This window comes from Micromonospora sp. WMMD967 (assembly GCF_029626165.1).
Lineage (GTDB): Bacteria > Actinomycetota > Actinomycetes > Mycobacteriales > Micromonosporaceae > Micromonospora > Micromonospora taraxaci.
The window spans coordinates 6,131,387-6,151,251 of record NZ_JARUBK010000001.1; the positions used below are offsets into that span (position 1 = coordinate 6,131,387).

10 protein-coding genes, 1 tRNA gene and 2 pseudogenes are annotated in these 19,865 nt (G+C 68.6%); 8 read left to right on the top strand and 5 right to left on the bottom strand.

Going from position 1 to position 19,865, the window contains the following annotated elements; all coding sequences use genetic code 11:
- The first annotated feature begins 177 nt into the window (after window positions 1-177).
- Complete coding sequence (locus tag O7631_RS27570) at window positions 178-1,566, top strand: glycoside hydrolase family 43 protein (protein ID WP_278146961.1); 1,389 nt, start codon at window positions 178-180, stop codon at window positions 1,564-1,566.
- Between the two features lie 131 nt (window positions 1,567-1,697).
- Complete coding sequence (locus O7631_RS27575; RefSeq protein WP_278146962.1) at window positions 1,698-5,438, top strand: glycoside hydrolase family 2 TIM barrel-domain containing protein; 3,741 nt, start codon at window positions 1,698-1,700, stop codon at window positions 5,436-5,438.
- Between the two features lie 77 nt (window positions 5,439-5,515).
- Here O7631_RS27575 and O7631_RS27580 read toward each other — a convergent pair.
- Window positions 5,516-6,910, bottom strand: a pseudogene (locus O7631_RS27580) (RICIN domain-containing protein); the annotation flags it as partial.
- Between the two features lie 387 nt (window positions 6,911-7,297).
- Between O7631_RS27580 and O7631_RS27585 the strand changes: the two are divergent.
- Entirely contained in the window at window positions 7,298-9,109 is a 1,812-nt protein-coding gene (locus tag O7631_RS27585) for a family 43 glycosylhydrolase (RefSeq protein WP_278146963.1), read from the top strand.
- A 434-nt stretch (window positions 9,110-9,543) separates the two neighbouring features.
- Window positions 9,544-10,686, top strand: a complete 1,143-nt coding sequence (locus O7631_RS27590; protein ID WP_278146964.1) for an epoxide hydrolase family protein — start codon at window positions 9,544-9,546, stop codon at window positions 10,684-10,686.
- Here the strand turns inward: O7631_RS27590 and O7631_RS27595 are convergent.
- The 3 genes from O7631_RS27595 to O7631_RS27605 all read right to left on the bottom strand — a co-directional run bounded on the left by O7631_RS27595 (window position 10,658) and on the right by O7631_RS27605 (window position 13,018).
- Window positions 10,658-11,176 carry an ester cyclase gene (locus O7631_RS27595; protein WP_278146965.1) on the bottom strand — a complete coding sequence of 173 codons (519 nt, stop codon included), beginning with the start codon at window positions 11,174-11,176 and terminating at the stop codon, window positions 10,658-10,660. The two genes, O7631_RS27590 and O7631_RS27595, sit on opposite strands and share 29 nt — an antisense overlap.
- Before the next feature lie 489 nt (window positions 11,177-11,665).
- Window positions 11,666-12,214, bottom strand: a complete 549-nt coding sequence (locus tag O7631_RS27600) for a hypothetical protein (protein WP_278146966.1) — start codon at window positions 12,212-12,214, stop codon at window positions 11,666-11,668.
- Between the two features lie 123 nt (window positions 12,215-12,337).
- Window positions 12,338-13,018, bottom strand: coding sequence for a hypothetical protein (locus O7631_RS27605; protein ID WP_278146967.1), 681 nt, complete (start codon window positions 13,016-13,018; stop codon window positions 12,338-12,340).
- A gap of 309 nt (window positions 13,019-13,327) precedes the next feature.
- On the opposite strand from O7631_RS27605, the gene O7631_RS27610 reads away from it, so the two are divergent.
- From O7631_RS27610 to O7631_RS27620, 3 genes are all read left to right on the top strand, one after another.
- The gene (locus O7631_RS27610) at window positions 13,328-13,900 is read left to right on the top strand and encodes a CbrC family protein (RefSeq protein WP_278146968.1); all 573 of its coding nucleotides are present in this window, start codon (window positions 13,328-13,330) and stop codon (window positions 13,898-13,900) included.
- A 967-nt stretch (window positions 13,901-14,867) separates the two neighbouring features.
- On the top strand, window positions 14,868-15,134 hold the full coding sequence (locus O7631_RS27615) for a hypothetical protein (RefSeq protein WP_278146969.1): 267 nt from the start codon (window positions 14,868-14,870) through the stop codon (window positions 15,132-15,134).
- A complete protein-coding gene (locus tag O7631_RS27620) occupies window positions 15,131-16,813 on the top strand; it encodes a recombinase family protein (RefSeq protein ID WP_278146970.1) in 1,683 nt (560 codons plus the stop codon). The genes O7631_RS27615 and O7631_RS27620 overlap by 4 nt, the downstream gene beginning before the upstream one ends.
- Here O7631_RS27620 and O7631_RS27625 read toward each other — a convergent pair.
- A tRNA-Leu gene (locus tag O7631_RS27625) sits at window positions 16,795-16,878 on the bottom strand. The two genes, O7631_RS27620 and O7631_RS27625, sit on opposite strands and share 19 nt — an antisense overlap.
- 2,370 nt (window positions 16,879-19,248) lie before the next feature.
- Between O7631_RS27625 and O7631_RS27630 the strand changes: the two are divergent.
- Window positions 19,249-19,725, top strand: a pseudogene (locus O7631_RS27630) (fibronectin type III domain-containing protein); the annotation flags it as partial.
- Window positions 19,726-19,865 lie beyond the last annotated feature (140 nt).

The window sequence follows — 19,865 nt, forward strand, 5'->3', positions numbered from 1 at the left end:
CGGCGCAACATGCCACACATCGCCACCACCGCAGTGGCAGACCCCCGCCTGACGACACCACCTGCACGTTGGCTCGCCCTCTCTGCCCTCGGACGACGAGTTGTCGCCACAGGTGGCGTATCAACGTGCCCACGGTCGCCTCGGACCGTTCCACCACTACTCAGAGAGGTCTCCCCCATGGCCCTGACCCGACGAGCATTCACCCTGGGTACGGTCGCCGCCGGCGCGGCCACCGCCACCGGTCTGACGATCGCATCCGGCCCGGCCTCGGCCGCCACCTACACCGGGTACGTGATGACGTACTTCACCGAGTCCCCGAACTTCGTCGGGGCCGACTACGGCCTGCATGTCGCCGTCAGCCGCGACGGTCTGAACTGGACCCCGCTGAACCAGAACAACCCGGTGGTCACCCCCACCGCCGGGCAGCTGGGGCTACGCGACCCGTTCATCTTCCGCAAGCAGGACGGCACGTTCGTCGTCGTCGCCACCGACCTCAAGGGCACCAACTTCGGCCAGAACAGCCAGTACCTGCACGTGTGGGACTCGACGAACCTGACCAGCTTCACCGGGTACCGCCGGCTGCGGATGCACACCTACAACGCCCACACCTGGGCTCCGACAGTCTTCTGGGACGCCGGTCGCGGGCAGTACGGCATCGTCTACTCCTGCAACAACGGAGGCGACGTGTTCCTGGTCAACTACACGTCGGACTTCCAGTCGGTCAGCTCCCCGCAGGTGTTCTTCAGCCCCGGCTTCGGCGTCCTCGACGGGGACATCGTGGTGGACGGTGGCGTCACATACCTCTATTACAAGAACCTCGCCAACGGCAACCTCTACGGTGCCCGCTCCTCGACCGGCGCGCCGAACAGCTTCACCACCTACACCGGCGGACTGCGTCAGGGCGACGCCATGGAGGCGCCCCTGCTGGTCAAGCGCAACGAGGGTAACGGCTGGTACCTCTGGGGCGACTCCTTCATCCCGGTCAACGCCGACTACTACGCCTGGTCCAGCACCAACATCACCGCCAACGCCTGGACCGTGATGAACCAGCGCGACTACACCCCGCCGCTGAACGGCAAGCACGGCTCGATCCTCGGCATCACCGAAGCCGAGTACAACGGCGCGGTCAGCCGGTGGGGCACCCCGAACTGGGTACGACTCAAGTCGTCGAACTACCCGGACCGCTACGTCCGCCACCTCAACGGCGTCGGCCGCATCGACCCGTACCCGTTCGACCCGTACCAGGACCAGATGTGGCGGATGGTGCCCGGTCTCGCCGACTCCGCCGGGGTGTCGTTCGAGTCGGTGAATCGGTCCGGCAACTTCCTGCGGCACAGCGGCTACGCCATCCGGCTCGAGCCGAACAACAACACCGCCACGTTCCGCGCCGACGCGACGTTCCACCGCACCGCGGGTCTCGCCGACTCCGGGTGGACCTCCTTCCGCTCGTACAACTTCCCGGACCGCTACCTGCGGCACAGCAACAGCCTGCTGCGCATCGACCCGCTGAGTACGTCATCGAGCGCCGCCGACCGGCAGGACGCCACCTTCCGGATCACGTCCTGACGCGACGGGAGGGTTCGCTGTCGCGCGGACCCTCCCGTTCCCACCTCCCCGATCTCGCACCGCAACCTGTCGATGCTCTCCGCCTGGGCGGCGCGGCGGCCCATGGAGATGTCCCGCGGAAGGAACCCACGATGTCCGATGCGCAAGGACCACCCGTCCGTCGTCGCCTCCTCCTCGGCGGCAGCCTGGGAGCCCTCGGAGCCATGGCGATGCCGCCCCGGTCGGGGGCCGCCGCGCCACCGGGAACTCCCGCAGCGGTGGAAACCACGGCGGCCGCCTGGGTCGACCCGCCCAACGGTTATCCGGAGTGGAACAACAACATCGGGATCTTCCAGGTCAACGCCCAGCCGCCACACGCGACCCTGATGCCGTACGGGGACCTCGATCAGGCCCTGAACGCGGACCGCACGGTGTCGCCGTACCGGTCAAGTCTCGACGGCACCTGGCGGTTCCAGCACGTCAACCGGGCGGCCGACCGCGATCCCAACTTCCACCGGACCGATCTGAACGACAGCGCTTGGCGCCCGCTCGGTGTGCCGGCCAACTGGCAGCTACACGGATACGACTTCCCGATCTACACGAACATCGCGTACCCGTGGTGGGGACCCAGTGGTTACGACGAGGCCCGGACACCGCCGTTCGTGCCGACGCAGTTCAACCCGGTCGGGCAGTACCGGCGAACGTTCCAGGTTCCATCCAACTGGCAGGGCCGGCGTGTCCACATCCACTTCGAGGGCGTCAAGGCCGCCTTCTACCTGTGGATCAACGGCACTCGGGTGGGCTACCGCGAGGGCTCGTACACCCCGGCGGAGTTCGACATCACCGACAACCTCCAGTCGGGCAGCAACCTGATCGCCGTCGAGGTCTTCCGTTTCCCGGACGGTGACTGGCTGGAGGACCAGGACATGATCCGGCTCTCCGGGATCTTCCGGTCGGTCTACCTCTACTCGCTGCCGACCGTGCATCTACGCGACTTCACGATCCAGACGCCGCTGCGGGACAACTACACGAACGCCGACCTGGTGGTCGCCGCGAGCCTGCGCAACAGCGGCGCCCAACAGACCGGCACCTACACCGTCGAGACACAGCTCTACGACCAGAACCGCCAACCGGTGTGGTCGGAGCCGCTGCGGACGCAGATCGCTATCGGCTCGGTCGCCGCCGGGCAGGACGCCAACGGGCGGGGCACCAAGAGCGTCCCGGGCCCCCGCCTCTGGTCGGCCGAGTTCCCCAACCTCTACACGGCGGTGCTCCAGCTGCGCGACCCGTCGGGCGCGATCGTCCAGACCGTGTCGACCAGGGTCGGCTTCCGCGAGTTCGCGATCCGCAACGGCCTGATCCGGGTCAACGGCCAGCCGGTCTCGCTGCGCGGGGTCAACCGACACGAGATCGACCCCGACCGGGGAGCCGCGCTCACCCGCGCCGACATGGTCCGCGACCTCCGGGTGATCAAGCAGCTCAACATCAACGCGGTCCGCACCGCGCACTACCCGAACAACCCGACCTTCTACGAACTCGCCGACGAGTACGGCCTCTACGTCATGGACGAAGCCAACCTGGAGACGCACGGCGTGATGGGTAGCTACCCGGCCTCCCGCACCGACTGGACCGCGCCCGTGCTCGACCGGGCGAGCGCGATGGTGCACCGGGACAAGAACCACGCCTGCGTCGTCATCTGGTCGCTCGGCAACGAGGCCGGCGGTGGCAGCAACTTCGTCACCATGCGCAACTGGATCCGGGCGGCCGATCCGACCCGGATCATCCAGTACCAGGGCGACAACCGACCCGAGGTCAGCGACCTGCGGGTGGAGGGCTACGAGTCGCTGGCCCGCACCGAACAACGCGCCCGCGACGCCGACTCCCGGCCGTACGTGTCACACGAGTACGCCCACTCGATGGGCAACTCGACAGGCAACCTCAAGGAGTACTGGGACATCTACCGGCGCTACCCGATCCTTCAGGGCGGCTTCATCTGGGACTTCGCCGACGAGGCCGTCCGTCTTCCGGTGCCCAACGGCGGCGGTGCGACGTACCTCTCCTACGGTGGCGACTGGGGCGACCGGCCGGACTTCGAAGGAAGCTTCTGCGGCAACGGAATCGTCGACGCCGACCGGAAGATCGGCGGCAAGGCCGTCGAGGTCAAACAGGTCTACCAGGCGATCATCGCCGCGGCAGGCACCGACATCACCACCGGAAGCGTACGGATCACCAACGAGTACCTCTTCACCAATGTCAACGCGTTCGAGGCCCGCTGGTCGCTGGTCGCCGACGGCCAGGTGATCCAGAGTGGCATCCTCACCGCGCAGCAGGCCGACGTCGCACCGCTGACCACCAGGACCATCCAGGTGCCGATCCAGCGGCCGACCACCATCGCGCCCGGTGCCGAGCACTTCCTGCACCTGTCGTTCCGGCTGCGTGCCGCGACGGTGTGGGCCAGCGCCGGGTTCGAGGTGGCCAAGCAGCAGTTGCCGGTCACCTTCGGCAGCCCACCGATTCAGCCGACGCCGGTCACCAGCGTGCCGACGCTCACCCTGACCGAGACCGGCACCAGCGTCGCCGTCACCGGCAGCGGCTTCGCCGTCACCATCGCCAAGGCCACCGGTGTGATCAGTTCGTACGACGCGATGGGCATCCGGCTCGTCAACTCCGGGCCGACGCCGAACTTCTGGCGGGCGCCGAACGACAACGACCGGGGCAACGGTCAGCCCACCCGCAACGCCACCTGGCGTCGGGCCGGCGCCAACCGGACCGTCACCGGCGTCGTCGTCACCCGTCTGTCCGACCGCGCCATCCGCATCGCCGTCACCGGCAACCTGCCCACCACCACCGTCTCGACATACACCACGACGTACACGATTTACGGCAACGGAGAGATCAGGGTCGACAACACACTGCGCCCCGGCGCCTCCACCCTGCCCTACATCCCCGAGGTCGGGACGATCCTCATGCTGCCCGCCGCGCTGAACCGGCTGCGGTACTACGGACGGGGGCCTCAGGAGAACCACTGGGACCGCCGCACCGGCTCCGACGTGGGCGTGTACCAGTCGACTGTCGCCGAACAGTGGACCAGTTACCTGCGCCCCCAGGAGAACGGCAACAAGACCGACGTCCGCTGGGCCGCCCTCACCGACAACAACGGCCGTGGCCTTCTGGTCGCAGGCGACGGGCTGTTGGAGGTGAACGCGTCCTACTTCACCCCCGAAGACCTGTCGTTCGGGGTACGCCACGACTACCAGCTGACGCCACGGCAGGAGGTGGTGCTGCGGGTCAACCACCGTCAGATGGGCGTCGGCGGCAACGACACGTGGGGCGCGCACACCATCGACGCGTACAAGATTTTCCCCGACCGGACCTACAGCTACACCTACCGGCTGCGGCCCCTGCCGGACGCCGGCCAGGCGATGGCGCTGTCCCGACAGCCGGTGGGCGAGGTCACCGGCGGCGGGCCCGTGCAGCCGGGCGTCTCCTACCGGCTGGTGGCCCAGCACAGCGGCAAGGCAGCCGACGTCAACGCCAACTCCACCGCGCCCGGTGCCCGGCTCATCCAGTGGACGGTAGGCAGCGGACTCAACCAGCAGTTCGACTTCGTCGTCTCGGACAGCGGTCACTACCGGATCCGGGCCCGACACAGCGGGCTCGTCCTGCAGGCCCCGACCAGCAGCGGCGCGGACATCACCCAGCAGACCGACACCAACGCCACCAGTCAACAGTGGCGGTTGACCGACCACGGTGGCGGCGTGGTGAGTCTGATCAATCGGCAGAGCGGCCTGGCCATGGACGTCTACGCGGCCTCGACCGCCGACGGGGCGAGCATCGCCCAGTGGGCCTACTCCGGCAACGCCAACCAACGCTTCCTGCTCCAACGCGCCTGACCCGGCGGGCCGGTCGGGTGGACGTCAGCTCCACTCGACCGGCCCGCCGGGTCAGCGCCGGCTCTCGCCCGGGGTCACTGGAACTGCGTGAAGAACCGCCAGGTCTCCCCCGGGACCCAGGTCCGGGAGCCGCTGTCCCCCGTCGCGCCGTCCTGCGGAGCGGCGATGTGGCCCTCGTCGAACGCGATCCACTCCACGGGATACCCCGCGGCACAGCCCGAGTAGGAGGTACGGATGTGAGTGAGGCTGCCGGATCCGGGCTCACGGGGGCTCTGCGCGGCGCAGCCGTTGTTCTGCACGAAACGATCGCGCAGAGACCGACCGCTGGCGATGTTCAGGACGCCGTCCCGGATGCCGTGCACACCGAGGTAGGCGACCCGACCCGTGCCGCCGCTGCATCCGCTGAGCTGCGCGCCGGAGAGGACCACGACCGCCCGGAACACGTTCGGTCGGGCACACGCCAGGGCGTAGCTCATCCCGCCGCCGAAGCTGAACCCGGTGGCGAACCGCAGTCGGGTGTTCACACAGAGGGAGTTTTCGATCAGTCGCAGCATGTCGTCGGTGAACGTCACGTCCTCCCCGCCGGCGTTGCCCCAGCCGTTGCCGAGGCCCTGCGGCGCCACGAAGATCGTGCTGTTGTTCGCCAGCCGCTGCAGACCGTAGTACGACCACACGTCGCGCTGCACCGTCTGACCGGTGGCCACGTCGGTTGCCGTGCCCCCGCGCCAGTGGAAACCGAACACCAGTCGGTACGGGTTGGCGCTGTTGTAGTTGTCCGGCACTCGGAGGATAAAGGTGCGGGACTTCCCGCTGCTGGTGATGGTGTGGGTGCCGCTGCCGATCGCAGGGGCCTTGCCGCAGCCAGCCGTCCCGTTACCCGGAGTGCCTGGGTTGCCCGTGCCGCCGACCTGGACAAGCTGCCACTGTTGGTGGTTGCCGCCGAAGTCGTCGTACTGCACCACGTTGCCGCCGTCGGCGGTCGAGGCGTTCTGCACCTCCACGGCCTTGTTCGAGTTTCGGTTGACCAGCCGTACGTAGCCACCGGCCGAGTCGGCCAGCCGGAACTGCTGGTTGGTGGCGTTACGGTCGGTCCACTGCACGATGGCCGTGCCGTTTGCCGTCGACGCTCCGGTCACGTCCAGCACCTTGCCCGAGTGCCGCGACTTCAACCGGTAGAAACCACCTCCGGAATCGACGAACTGCCACTGCTGCCAGTTGCCGTCGTTACGCGACCACTGGGTGATCCGCGCCCCGTCGGTGGTGGCCGAGTTGTAGAGGTCCAGCGCCTTGCCGCTGTTGCGGTTCACCAACACGTACCAGGCGTTCACGTCCACCGTCGCGGCGGCGGCCGGGGTGCTGCCGATCAGCCCGAGCACGCCGACCATGACGGCGCTCAGCGCCGCGGCGACGAGAGGCCGACGCCAGCGGCGTCCGGGTCGGGAGTCGGGAGGGAACTCGCCGGAGTCGTTCATGACTCTCTCCTTTTCGTGGCGCGCAGACGGCAGGGCAATCGGCCTGTTGCATGTCATGCCGGAAACGCGACGGCACCAGTCGCTCTGCGCAAGCCATGGTGATGGTCATCAGGTCTCATCAGACGACCCGATTGGGGCACTCATGTTAGCGATCACACTGAAGGAGGTCAATGCGAGTATCTATCGATGAAGGCACCATCATGACCCGACCTACCTGCCCATCGTGCTTAGCACGGCAATCCGGCGTCGGGTTTCCAGTCCGTGCGGAAAAGCAGTTTCGGCACTCTGAATGTTGTCGCTAACACCGTTAGGCCAACGCGACACACGCAGCAGCACCCCAGCGGCGAACATCAGCGTTCACCGCGTGACCTGTTGGAGGTAGAAATCGTGAGACCACGCGCTTGGTTCCGGGCTGGAGGTAAATTGCGGGGCACCATCGCCGCGATCACCGGCCTGCTCTGCGTCCTCGCACTGGTTCCCGGCACGGCCAGGGCCGACAATCCGATCGTCCAACACATCTACACCGCCGATCCGGCGCCGTTGGTGCACAACGGCCGGGTGTACCTCTACACCGGTCACGACGAGGACGGCTCGACGTACTTCACCATGAGAGAGTGGCGGGTCTTCTCGTCGGCCGACATGGTGAACTGGACCGACCACGGTGTGCCGATGAACCTCGCGACGTTCGCGTGGGCCGACGCCAACGCGTGGGCGGGCCAGGTCATCGCGCGCAACGGCAAGTTCTACTGGTACGTGCCGGTGCGTCAGCGGTCGAACGGGCAGATGGTCATCGGGGTGGCGGTGGGCGACAGCCCGACCGGTCCGTTCCGCGACGCGATCGGCCGGCCCCTGGTCGGCAATGGTGAGATCGACCCGCACGCGTTCATCGACGATGACGGGCAGGCGTACCTGTACTGGGGTAACCCCGGGCTGTGGTACGTGAAGTTGAACGCGGACATGATCTCGTTCTCGGGTAGCGCGACGCGGATCCCGCTGACCACGGCGGGCTTCGGCACCCGCAACGGCAACGCCAGTCGGCCGACCCTCTACGAGGAGGGTCCGTGGGTGTTCAAGCGCAACGGGTTGTACTACAACGTGTTCGCCGCCGAGTGCTGCTCGGAGTTCATCGCGTACTCCACCGCCACCGGGCCGACCGGGCCGTGGACGTACCGGGGCACGATCATGCCTCGGCAGGGCGCGAGTTTCACCAACCACGCCGGGGTGATCGATTTCCAGGGCGGCTCGTACTTCTTCTACCACAACGGGGCGCTGCCCGGCGGTGGTGGTTTCACCCGGTCCGTGGCGGTGGAGAAGTTCACCTACAACTCCAACGGCACCTTCCCGACGATCAATATGACCACCACCGGCGCGCCGCAGGTGGGGACGTTGAATCCGTACGTGCGGCAGGAGGCGGAGACGATCGCGTGGGGCTCGGGCATCGAGACCGAGGCGTCCAGCGAGGGCGGGATGAACGTCGGCTGGATCGAGAACGGCGACTACATCAAGGTCAAGGGCGTGGCATTCGGCACCGGGGCGACAACGTTCACCGCCCGGGTCGCGTCGGGTGCGAGCGGGGGTCGGATCGAGGTTCGCCTGGACAGCGCCAGCGGCCCGGTGGTGGGCACCTGCACCGTCGGTGGCACCGGTGGCTGGCAGACCTGGACGAGCACCACCTGCGCGGTCAGCGGAGCGACCGGCACCCGTGACCTGTACCTGCGTTTCGCCGGTGGCAGCGGCAACCTGTTCAACCTCAACTGGTGGCAGTTCGGCGCCGGGAGCGCCCCCACGGCGTACCGCATCACCAACCGCAACAGTGGGCAGGTCATCGACGTCCAGCAACCCAACCTCAACGACCTCGCCGTGATCGGCCAGTGGAGCAGCAACGGAGCCACGTGGCAACAGTGGCGCTTCCTCGATGCCGGCAACGGCAACGTCCGCCTCCAGAGCGTCAACAGCGGCAAGTGCGTGGACATCCTGAACTCGTCCACGGCCGACGGCGCCCAGGTCATCCAGTACACCTGTCACAACGGTCTCAACCAGACGTTCAACTGGCGGCCGTCCAGCGACGGCTACTACAACCTGGTCAACATCAACAGCAACAAGTGCCTGGGCGTGGTCGGCAACTCCACGACCGCCGGCGCGGCCCTGGAACAGCGGACGTGCGGGACCGCGACCGGCATGCAGTGGTCGCGCGTCTGAGTCAGACCACAGCGCGCACTCCGGTCTGAACGCCGATCGAGGCGTACCTTCCGCGACCACTGCCGTTGCGGAAGGTACGCCTCGGTCAACCCGTGCTGGATCAGACCGCAGCGATGGTCCACAGGAGGTTGGTGCTGCCGTCCCAGCTCCACTGCTTGACCGGGGAGCCGGAGGCGACCTGGCCGCCGCCGTCGAGTACCAGCCCGGTCGTCCGGTTGGCGATGCGGTAGCGCCGGTTGCCCTGGTCGGTGATCTGCCACTGCTGGTTATTGCCGCCGTTCCAGGACGCCTGCTGGGCCGCGGACCCGTTGGCGGTCAGGCCGTAGCCGTCAACGAACAGGCCGGTGGTCCGGTTGATTCACCGCCTTGCCCCTGGCCGCCACTCGAAGCACCGCCGACGTCGTCAAGATCGACACTGGTGTTATCGTTCGGCCATGTTTGACGCGGGGCCCACGCCGTTCTCGCTGAACGTCCCTGAGCAGCAGCTACAGGATCTACGGCGGCGTCTACACCAGACCCGGTCGCCCGCGCCGATCCCGGCACCCGGCTGGTCGGCCGGCAGTGATCCGGATACCGTGGCGCGCCTGGTGGACTACTGGGCCGACGGCTTCGACTGCCGCGCTCAGGAAGTCGCGATGAACGCGCTTCCACAGTTCACCGTGTCGATCGGTGGCGCTCGCGTACACCTGGTGCGGTTAAGCGGTGAAGGCCCCCGGCCGATGCCGATCGTGCTCACCCACGGTTGGCCCAGCACCTTCCTGGAGCTGACCCGACTCGGCGATCGACTCGCCAACCCCAGCCGGTACGGCGGCGACCCCGCTGACTCCTTCGACGTGGTGATCCCGTCGCTGCCCGGATTCGCATTCTCCGACCCGAGACCGGGATGGCCCGCGCAACCGCCCACGCACGAGCTGTGGCACACCCTGATACACGACGTCCTCGGCTATAACCGTTACGGCGCGCACGGCGGTGACCTAGGCGCCGGGGTGAGTAGCCGACTCGCCGCCGCGCACCCGGAGTCGGTGGCCGGCGTGCACGTGCTGGCCGCGATGAACCCGCCGATCGCCCCGGACGAGCAACTCAGCGAGGAAGAGCAGGCCCACATCGCCCAGATGGCGCAGTGGTACGCCGAAGGTGGCGGCTACGAGCACCAGCAGCAGACCAGGCCGACCACCCTCGCGCACGGCCTCAGCGACTCTCCGGCCGGGCTGCTGGCCTGGATCGTCGAGAAGTACCGGGCGTGGACCGATTGCGCCGGTGACCTGTCCGCCGCGTTCACCGACGACGAGTTGCTCACCCACATCAGTCTCTACTGGTTCACCAACACGATCGCCACGTCGTTCCGGCCGTACCACGAGTACCACCGCTTCGCCCGCGACTCGTGGCGGCGGGTGGAGGTGCCGACCGGCATCGCGGTGTTCCCGTACGACCTGAGCCAACCGCCGCGCAGCTGGGTGGAGCGCACCTACCAGCTCACCCGCTACACCGTGATGCCGCGTGGCGGACACTTCGCGGCCCACGAGGAGCCGGAACTCCTCGCCGCCGACCTCACCGCGTTCTTCCGCGAACTGCGCTAACCGCATGTGGCGGAGAACGGTCAACACTGCCGGCCTGACGGTCACACCCCAGCGAGCCTCCGCCGGGACGCGGCCTCCGCTGGCAGCGACCTGGTTGTGCAAGGTGGCGTTGCCTGCCCTCGGCGCCGAGCTGACGCTGGAGGCTGCGATAGTCGGTGCGCACCCACTCCTCGACGAGACGGCCCTGGTCGTCGAACCGGAAGAGGTTCAGCAGGTCGAAGACGACGCGCTGCCCGTTGGGCGGCAACGGGCCGACCGGCGACTCGGTGAACTCACGGACGAAGGTGCCCTCGATCCAGGTCTGGCAGGCCACGAACTCCCCCTCGACCACCACGAAGCCCCGTCGGATCGACCGGTCGTCGAAGGCCGTCCGGATCGCCGCAGGCAAAAGCCCCCGCCTCTGTCCGGCGTCGGTGAGCACTTCGGGCGCGGAGACCACTTCGCCAACCTGCACCCAATCTGCTCCCAGTTGCAAGGCCAGCCCAACCAATGGCTCCTTACCGCCTTGACCTGCGAACACTCACCTACCAGGCGACATAGAAGGTTGTCGACCGCCGTGCAGAACCGCGGAGCACTCCGCGGCGAAACAGGACGCCGCACCTGCTCTGACCTGGGAGAACGTGGAGCCGCAGGCAGGGGTGGGTGCAGTTGAGTGCTGTTCGATGCCGGCAGTTCAAAGCCGTTCAGGGCACCCCGCTGCTCCCAACCTGCTCCCCCTAGACCGGGCTCGCACCGGGCCGCCGACCGCTCGTGAACTGCCGACCCAGCGCTACGGTCGGCACCAGCGCTGGTTAGTCAGCCGCATCGGTCGATCGGGAAGCACACCCACGATCACCGCGCCTTATCAGCGGCGGAAGCTTGTATGTGACCTTGGTGTGCTACGCCGTGCTGCTCGCTCTGCCATCAGGCAGCAGACCGCCGCAACGAAGAGTCGATCCCGACGGGCTCTCCAGGGCGAGAGCCGACGCGTACCGCTCGCTCAGGCGTCCTGCTGTGTGCGGATGTCCAACTTTCCCGCCAGCCAGTCCGACTGGGGCACGGCCGATCCCCGGATGCCGAGACTCGCCCGGGCTGCCTGGTAGAAGCGATCGCGTGTCTCGTTGGCATGGCCGAGCCCAGCAGCCAGCTCGAACCCGGCGGAAGTCATGCCGCGGGCGTAACGGGCGATGTCCGTCACTGCGGCGCGCCACTCGCGGGCCGCAGTAATCGATGCGGCGTCGCCCAGGAGGAGGACACTCTCCCATGTCTTTGTGCGCCGGATATCGGCCTCTTCCATCCTGGCCAGGGCGTGTTCACGATCGACACCGTGACGAAGCGCGTTCAGGTTGGCGAGCCGGAGCGCGTACGTGTGCACTTCCTTGACTGCGTTGGCGAACTCGACGTACGCCTGAAGCCGGCGCTCGTCCCACCGCGCCGCCTGCTGGCGCTGCCACCGCGAGCGGTCCGCGATCAAGGTGGCGAGGATGGTCCCGCCTGTTCCGACGAGGACGCCGAGCAAAGCCGGCAGTTGGTCCATCAACGCGCTCATGCCTTGATGGTGCACGGGCGCCACAACCGATATGCGTCTGCCCGGCAAGGCGCCCGACCTTTGACATGACCGCGCGACCAGCGGCATGTGTGTGCATCTGATCAAGCGTGGTTCTCGAATCGCTCAGGGGAGAAGGGTGCGCCCCTCCCAGGTGCCGTGTTCGGACAGAGGGCGGAACCGCATGAACGCGGATTCGTGGTGGAAGTCCCGGCGATGCTGTTCAGCCATGGCGACGGCGTGTGTATGGGCCTGTGGGACGGCGCTGCGGCCGTGGACCATGTCGGTCATCTCGCGGACGCTGCGCCAGATCGTGAAGGTGGAAAACGTGTGGGGCGGGCGTACCGCTGCGGTGGCGAACGTGGTGCCGGGGTGACCGGCGACCAAGCGTTCGACGGGCCGCCCCCACTTCAGGAACCGGGGTAGTTCGAGAACCTTGAGCCGGGCGAGGGTGACGGCCACGATGGGCTCCTGCGGATCCCACCGGCCCGCCTGCACCGGCAGGCCGGCGAAGGCGGCCACCTCGCCGTAACGCCGCAGGTACTGCAGTCGCACATGCCATCCGTCGTCGAACTGCCGCCCTAGATCGTCGTCTGCGAGGAACCGCTCCAACGCCGATTCGTCGTCCCATTCGGCGAACATCGCAGGGCGTCGCAGCTGCATCCGTTCCACCGACAACGCCGGGGAGCCGAGTCGCATGAGCGCGAGGCATTCGGCGTGCCGCAGCCCAGCCACCCGAGGCCTGCGACGCAGTGTGCGCAAGGTCAAGGCCGGCGGAAGCAGCGCGAGATGGAACGAATGCATCATCGGCCCATGATCCCAGTCGTCCGCACCCGCGTCCCTCCCACAACGTGCGGGCTCACGACGGCGGCAGGCGGACGTTGGCTTCGCCGGCAGCGGTTCAGCACAGAGGACCAATGACAGTCTCATCAGCCCCGTCACCGTCTGACGAGGCTCAGTCCCCACAGATAGACCGCGGGTCGCGGCAAAACAGGGCGCCGACGGGCATCGAACCCACCAGATCGACGGTCCTCCGACCGGGCCTGAAGGCGTGCGCGAGGTGGTAGGACCAGAAGCCCTGTCGGGGCTGTGACCAACAGTTGGCATGATGGGCTCGTGACCGAGCCGGTGTTTCGATACCACCCTGATCCCTTGGCCACGGGCTCGGCGGTGCGGATTGAGCACGAATGCAGCGTCTGCGGGCAACTTCGGCAAATTCGCTACCGGGGACCGATCTACGGCGGACAACCCGGGACTCTCTGCCTGCACTGCATCTACTCCGGGGAGGCTTCCAGGGCACTCGGCGTCGTTGCCGTCGCCACGGATGGCGGCCACATCCTGGACATGCCTGCCGAGTTCAGTGACGCAGTCGGCGTGCCTCACGACGTGCCGCACCACGTCATCGAGGAGATCACTCGCCGGACCCCTGGCTTCACCGGTTGGCAGCAAGAGTCATGGCTCTACCACTGCGGCGATGGCGCGGCTTTTCTCGGCCCGGCTGGCTACCGCGATGTCGAACCTCATCCCGAGGCCCTGAACATGCTTCGGGCGAGCCACCGGCAACTGGGCTGGTCACCCGAGGAAACCGAAGAGTTCCTGCACCGGCTCGATCGCAACGGTGAGCCCACCGCGTATCTATTCCAATGCCTGCATTGCGGGACTCACCTCGCGTCCTGGGATATCGGCTGACCGCGGCTTATCGCCGAGACGCAGACGCGCTCTCTTCGGCGTGAGCGGACGCCGCCGGCCCGTGGAGCGCAGCTGCCGGTGGTGAGGCCTTCGGGCACGCCGAAGAGCTGACCAAGCAGGGAGCCCTGGTCAGAGGGTTGCCGGTGGGATTCGCGTCTCAGGTAACGGGATCCCGGCCGACGCCAGCACGGCAGGACCAAAGTCATACGTTGATGCGCGACCGCACTCTTGACTGGCATCGGCAGGCCTTCGGACGACGGCCGGCACCAGCCAGGCGGGGAGCAGCGAACCCTGACCACTTCGGTCTTCTCTGGGAGGTCACGCCGCATCGCTCGACCGCATCACCGCAGGTCAAAGCGTTTCGCCCGGCGCCGTGCATGTGAGCACTTCGGGCTCGTTGACCTCTTCGCCAACGTGCGCCCAATCTGCCCCCACTTGCAAGGCCAGCCCGTCCAGCAGCTCCTTACCGTTGCGACCTGCGCATACACCCTCGCCAGGCAACATAGAGAGCCATTGACTGCCACGCAGAACGGCGGAGCACTCCGCGGGAAGGAAGTGCTCTTCCAGCAAGATGGCCCACCCGGGCACGCGGCAAGCCGCGCCATCATGCGCTTGCCCCTACCTGAACGGCCGCCGCCAACCAACCTGACGACCGCAGAGACGTAACGCCCCACGCTGCTCAACGAGCGGCCGGTGCCGTCAGGCACCGGCCGCTTCTTCATGCCCGCCCGAGCAACCGGCACCGACCAACCCGAAGGACATTTCCCATGACAACCCACCCATCTGCCACGGCAAGAGTCACCAGCGCTTCGAGCTACAGCGCCACGGTCCCGACCAACCACGCGGTCGATGCGCGCTTCGCTCTCCAATCCGCCCCCTCTCACCGCGAGGCGACGGAGGTCAAGGAGCGAACGGTGCACGCCCACCGCCGCGTGTGCCGGCCGGGGCGACCGCCGGACGGAGGCGCATGACGCTGCCGCCCGACCGCCAATCTGAACATCACAAAGAGCCGGATTCGACCGCGCCGGCCGACGAGCGACTTGACCAGCCCAGCGAAGACAACGGTTCATGGACGGTCGGGACCATCGACGGCAGTGCACCGCCCGGCGTCACCAGCGTGGTGGTACCCGGCCAGCCACCCGAGCTGCACCCCGGCGCCGCTGCCGCCCTCCTGAAGCTACTCAGACACGTGAACGACCGCCGCACCGACAACTCGAACCAGGAGAACCGATGACCACCCCTCAACCGAAACCCTTCGCCTTCTACGGCCGCGTGTCCACCGAGGACAACCAAGACCCAGAGTCCTCCCGCAGCTGGCAACTCAGTCGGGCGACAACCCTCATCCAGCCCCACGGCGGCCGGATCACCGCCGAGTACTTCGACATCGGCCAGAGCCGTTCGCTGCCGTGGCAGCGCCGCCCGCACGCCAGCCGCCTTCTCGCCGCGCTCCGCGACCCCAGACGCGGATTCTCCGCCGTCGTCGTCGGAGAACCCCACCGCGCGTTCTACGGCAACCAGTTCGGTCTCACCGTGCCGCTGTTCGCTCACTACGGCGTCCAACTGTGGGTACCGGAGATCGGCGGCCCGATCGACCCCGAGAACGAGGCCCACGAATTGGTCATGTCCGTCTTCGGCGGCATGAGCAAAGGCGAACGCATCCGCATCAAGCTGCGCGTCCGTACCGCGATGGCCGCTCAGACCCTGCTCGAAGGCCGCTACCTCGGCGGGCGCCCCCCATACGGCTACGCCCTGCAGGATCTCGGCCCCCACCCCAACCCTGCGAAGGCAGCCGACGGCAAACACCTACGCGGCCTCACCCCCGACCCGCAGACCGCCCCGATCGTCCGCCAGATCTTCCACGAATTCCTCACCGGCAGCGGCCTGTACGCCATCGCTGAATCACTCACCAGCAACCACGTGCCCTGCCCCTCCGCACACGACCGGGCCCGTAACCCCCACCGCAGCGGCATCGCCTGGTCCAAGAGCGCCGTCCGCGTCATCCTCACCAACCCCCGCTACACGGGCCGGCAGGTCTGGAACAAACAGCGCACTGACGAGGTCCTCCTGGACGTCGACGACGTCGCGCTCGGTCACACCGGAGTGATGCGCTGGAACCCGCGGGACAAGTGGGTGGTCTCCAAAGAGATCACCCACCCACCGATCATCGATGAGGCCACCTTCGAACAGGCGCAGACGCTGCTCGCACGCCACCGGTTGGGTCTGGACCTCCCGCAACGGCAACGCCGCGCCCGCAACCCGTACGTCTTCCGCGGCCTGATCTACTGCGCCGCCTGCAACCGGCGGATGCAGGGCCAGTACAACCACGGCGCCGCCTACTACCGCTGCCGCTTCCCCCAGGAATACGCCCTCGCCAACGACGTCTCCCATCCCCGCAACGTCTACCTCCGCGAGGAGACCCTCACCGGTCCACTCGACACCTGGCTCGCTACCGCGTTCCACCCCGACCACATCGAGAACACGATCACCGCGATGGCAGACGCCCAGCTGGGCGACCACCCCTCCCCCGCCATCACCGCCGCCCGCGCGACCATCACCGACTGCGACACGAATCTTCAGCGCTACCGAGCGGCTCTGGACGCCGGAGCCGACCCCTCGATCGTCAGCAACTGGATAGCCCAGACACAAGCTGAACGGACCCGAGCCGAAACCGAGCTGCACACGGGCACCTCCGCCGCACCACGCCGGATGACCCAGGCAGAGATCACCGCGCTGGTTCACGCCCTCGGGAACATCGTCACCGTGCTCCGCGACGCGGACCCCGCCGACAAAGCCGAGGTCTACCGCCAGCTCGGCCTGCGGCTGACATACCACCCCGAAGCGCAAACGGTGCACGCTGAAACCGATCTCAGCGCGCACCGTGGGCATATGGGTCGTGTCCGAGGGGGGACTTGAACCCCCACGCCCTATACGGGCACTAGCACCTCAAGCTAGCGCGTCTGCCATTCCGCCACCCGGACCTACACGTTGAGCCTACCTCGCCGACCGGATGATCTTTCCACCCGATGTCGGTACGGCGGGCCGCACGGGGAGTTACTGTACACGCCGCTCGTGGATCATGCACATCGCCTTCCGCTGTCCCGGTCCCGGCGCTCGCGCCACTGCTCAAGCGGCCTCACCCGCCCTCATCAACACCCCCGCCAAGCGTGTCCGGGTAGCGTCCGGCGGCCCTCTGGCGGCAGCATTGCCACGTGTCCCATCCCTCCCCCTTCGCAGCCGTCCAGCACCGGGCCCTCGCCCTGCGCTCCGCTGGCGATCTCAGCGCCGCCCGGCAGCTGCTCGCGGAGGCTGTCGGGTCCCCTCCCCCGCCGTACTCCGACGATCACCCCGAGGTGCTGCACACCGCGCATCTGCTGGCCCGGCTGCACCGGGAGGCGGATGATCCGCTCGGCTCCCGCCGGGTGTTGGAGGAGGCGTTCGCGGCGGGCGAGCGGCGGTGGGAGCACTCCGACCCGGTCCTGCTCGCGATCGCCTTCGAACTCGCCGAGGTAGCCGAGGAACTGGGCAACCGGCACGAGGCCCGCCGCAACTACACCCGCGTGGCCACCGCCGGGCCCGCGGTGCTCGGGGAGCACCACCCGGTGGTACGCGCCGCCCGCGACTACCTCGGCCTACCCGCGTCGACCCCGACTGACCAGCACAGCCCGTCGCCGACGCCCGGTCCGGAGCCGGTCAGCGCGCCGCCCGATTCCGGCGCCCGGGCGGCGCTGTCGGGGCCGACGCTGTCCCTGGCGACCCTCGCCGCGATGCGCCCCTCCGAAGGCGGCCCGGCGGCCACCACCTCACCCTGGGCGCCGCCGCAACCGCCGACCACACCCCGGCCAACCCCGCCAGGGGTACGCGCACCCGCCGCACCGGCCGACGCCACGGGCCCGGCGCCGGAACCTCGGGTTCAGCCCGTCCAGCCGGCAGCCACCCCGCCGGTGCGCTCCGTGCCGCCGGCACCCTCCATGGCCCCGCAGTCGCACCCCGGAGCTTCTCCGACGGTGAGTCAGCCTGGGCCGACGGCCGAGAGCCAGCAGCCCAGGTCGGGCACCACGGTCCAGCCGCCCGCGCCGACGTCCGGAAGCCAGCCGGCCAGACGGACGACGGAGGGCCGACCGGCCAGGCCGACGGCCGAAAGTCAGCTGCCCAGGCCCAGAGCCGAGAGCCAGCCGTTGCCGTCATCCGAGCAGCGGGCACCACGTCGACCACCGACCGGGCCTCCTGTGGCGCCGCGTCAGCGGGCTGGCGACCCTCCGACCGTCGACCCCGCAGCCCAGCCGGCGGCCGCTCCGGCACCCCGTTGGGACGATCCCACGATCCAGGTACGGCAGATCGAGCCCCTGCTCGCCGAGGAAGCCGCCCGAACGCGGGCGGGGGTAAGCCCGACCGGATCCGTAGACGCACCCGGTGTCGGGGCGACCCCGCCGGGCGGGCCGTTGCCAACCAGTAGTCACCCCGGGCCTGCGCGGCCGGTTGGCGGAGCACCGGCCCAACCAGTCAGCGCCCCACCCCCTCCCTCACAGCCGATCTCCGCGCCGCCGGCACACCCGCATCCCGTCTCCGGACCACCCGGGCACACCCACCCGGTCTCCGCACCTCCCGGCCACACCCACCCGGTGTCCGCGCCACCCGCGCACACCCACCCGGTCTCCGCACCTCCCGGCCACACCCACCCGGTGTCCGCGCCACCCGCGCACACCTATCCGGTCTCCGCGCCTCCCGTCTCCGCCCCTCCGACGAGCGCACCGCCCGCTCCCCGGCAGCCGCTCTCCGGACCCCCACAGAGGGCGACACCAGCCCCCGCGCCTTCCAGCGCCGCGCCTTCCGTACCCCCGTGGGGGTTGACCGCGCCGCCGTGGAGCCGCAGCGGCCCGCCGCTGCCGAATACCGACGCCGACGTCGCTGAGCTGTCTGCGACGGACGCCGAGGCCACCGATGGGGGCGGCGAGTCCGGTCTGGACATCTTCGAGGCCGCACCGGTGCCGACGCAGCGGGCCCGAGTCTCGGCGTCCGACGAGACGGTGGTGATCCCGGCCGTCGCGCCGAGCAGCGGCCCGCCCAGCGGTTATGGCGGTCCGAGCCAACCTGTCACCGCTCAGGGGCCGGTCGTCGCCCAGCCGGGATCTGCCGCCGCGCCACCGCGCCCCGCCGCGACGCCGGTCGCGCCGACCCCGGCGGCCTGGTCACCGGCCGGCAGCGGACCAGCGCCGCTACCGGCACCGCAGCACCCTCAGCCGACTCCGACCGAGCACGCCGGCTACCCGTCCCAGGAGCACTACCCGGGGCAGGCGTTGTATCCGGGGCAGCAGTACCACCAGGCGTACGCCGACGAGGACCGCTCGGCGGGCCGCAACCGGGCGACGCTGATCGGCGCGGTGGTCGCGGCCGGGGTGGCCGTGGTGGCGGTGGCGGGGCTGGGCGCGGTGGTGCTGACCCGCGACGACCCGCCGCCCAGCGGGACGGCACCGACGGCGGTGGCACCCTCGGGGGTGCCGACGGCGGCCGGGCCTCCGCCGGGGGACCTGAAGCTACGGGACGACTCGACCACGATCACGCTGACCTGGACGGACCCGTCCGGCGGGGCGGTGCCGTTCATGGTCGCGGCCGGGCGGGCCGGGCAGGCCCTCGGGGTGATGGCCACCGTGGACCCGGGCAAGACCAGTTACACGGTCAACGGGTTGAACTCCCGAGTGGATCACTGCTTCACCGTGTTGGCGGTCTACTCCACGGACAGCTTCGCGACATCCAGCCAGGTCTGCACCGCGCGGGAGCGCAGCGCCCCGTCGAGCGGGAAGCCCTCAGGCCGCCCGTCGCCGAGCTGAATCGGAGCGTGAGCCGGGCCGACCTGGAACGTGAGCCGGGCTGACCTGGGCGTCCACAACGCACACGCTCGGTATCCACAGGGGTGACCGTGCGGGTTCCCCCGCCACCAGCAGCGCCATATGATGGCACCCGGCTCAGG

What these genes read in the sequence shown, in the direction of transcription:
- O7631_RS27575 (WP_278146962.1), top strand. Translation starts at nt 1,698, where the DNA reads ATGTCCGATGCGCAAGGACCACCCGTCCGTCGTCGCCTCCTCCTCGGC.
- O7631_RS27620 (WP_278146970.1), top strand. Translation starts at nt 15,131, where the DNA reads ATGACCACCCCTCAACCGAAACCCTTCGCCTTCTACGGCCGCGTGTCC.
- O7631_RS27600 (WP_278146966.1), bottom strand. Translation starts at nt 12,214, where the DNA reads ATGAGCGCGTTGATGGACCAACTGCCGGCTTTGCTCGGCGTCCTCGTC.
- O7631_RS27590 (WP_278146964.1), top strand. Translation starts at nt 9,544, where the DNA reads ATGTTTGACGCGGGGCCCACGCCGTTCTCGCTGAACGTCCCTGAGCAG.
- O7631_RS27615 (WP_278146969.1), top strand. Translation starts at nt 14,868, where the DNA reads ATGACGCTGCCGCCCGACCGCCAATCTGAACATCACAAAGAGCCGGAT.
- O7631_RS27605 (WP_278146967.1), bottom strand. Translation starts at nt 13,018, where the DNA reads ATGATGCATTCGTTCCATCTCGCGCTGCTTCCGCCGGCCTTGACCTTG.
- O7631_RS27570 (WP_278146961.1), top strand. Translation starts at nt 178, where the DNA reads ATGGCCCTGACCCGACGAGCATTCACCCTGGGTACGGTCGCCGCCGGC.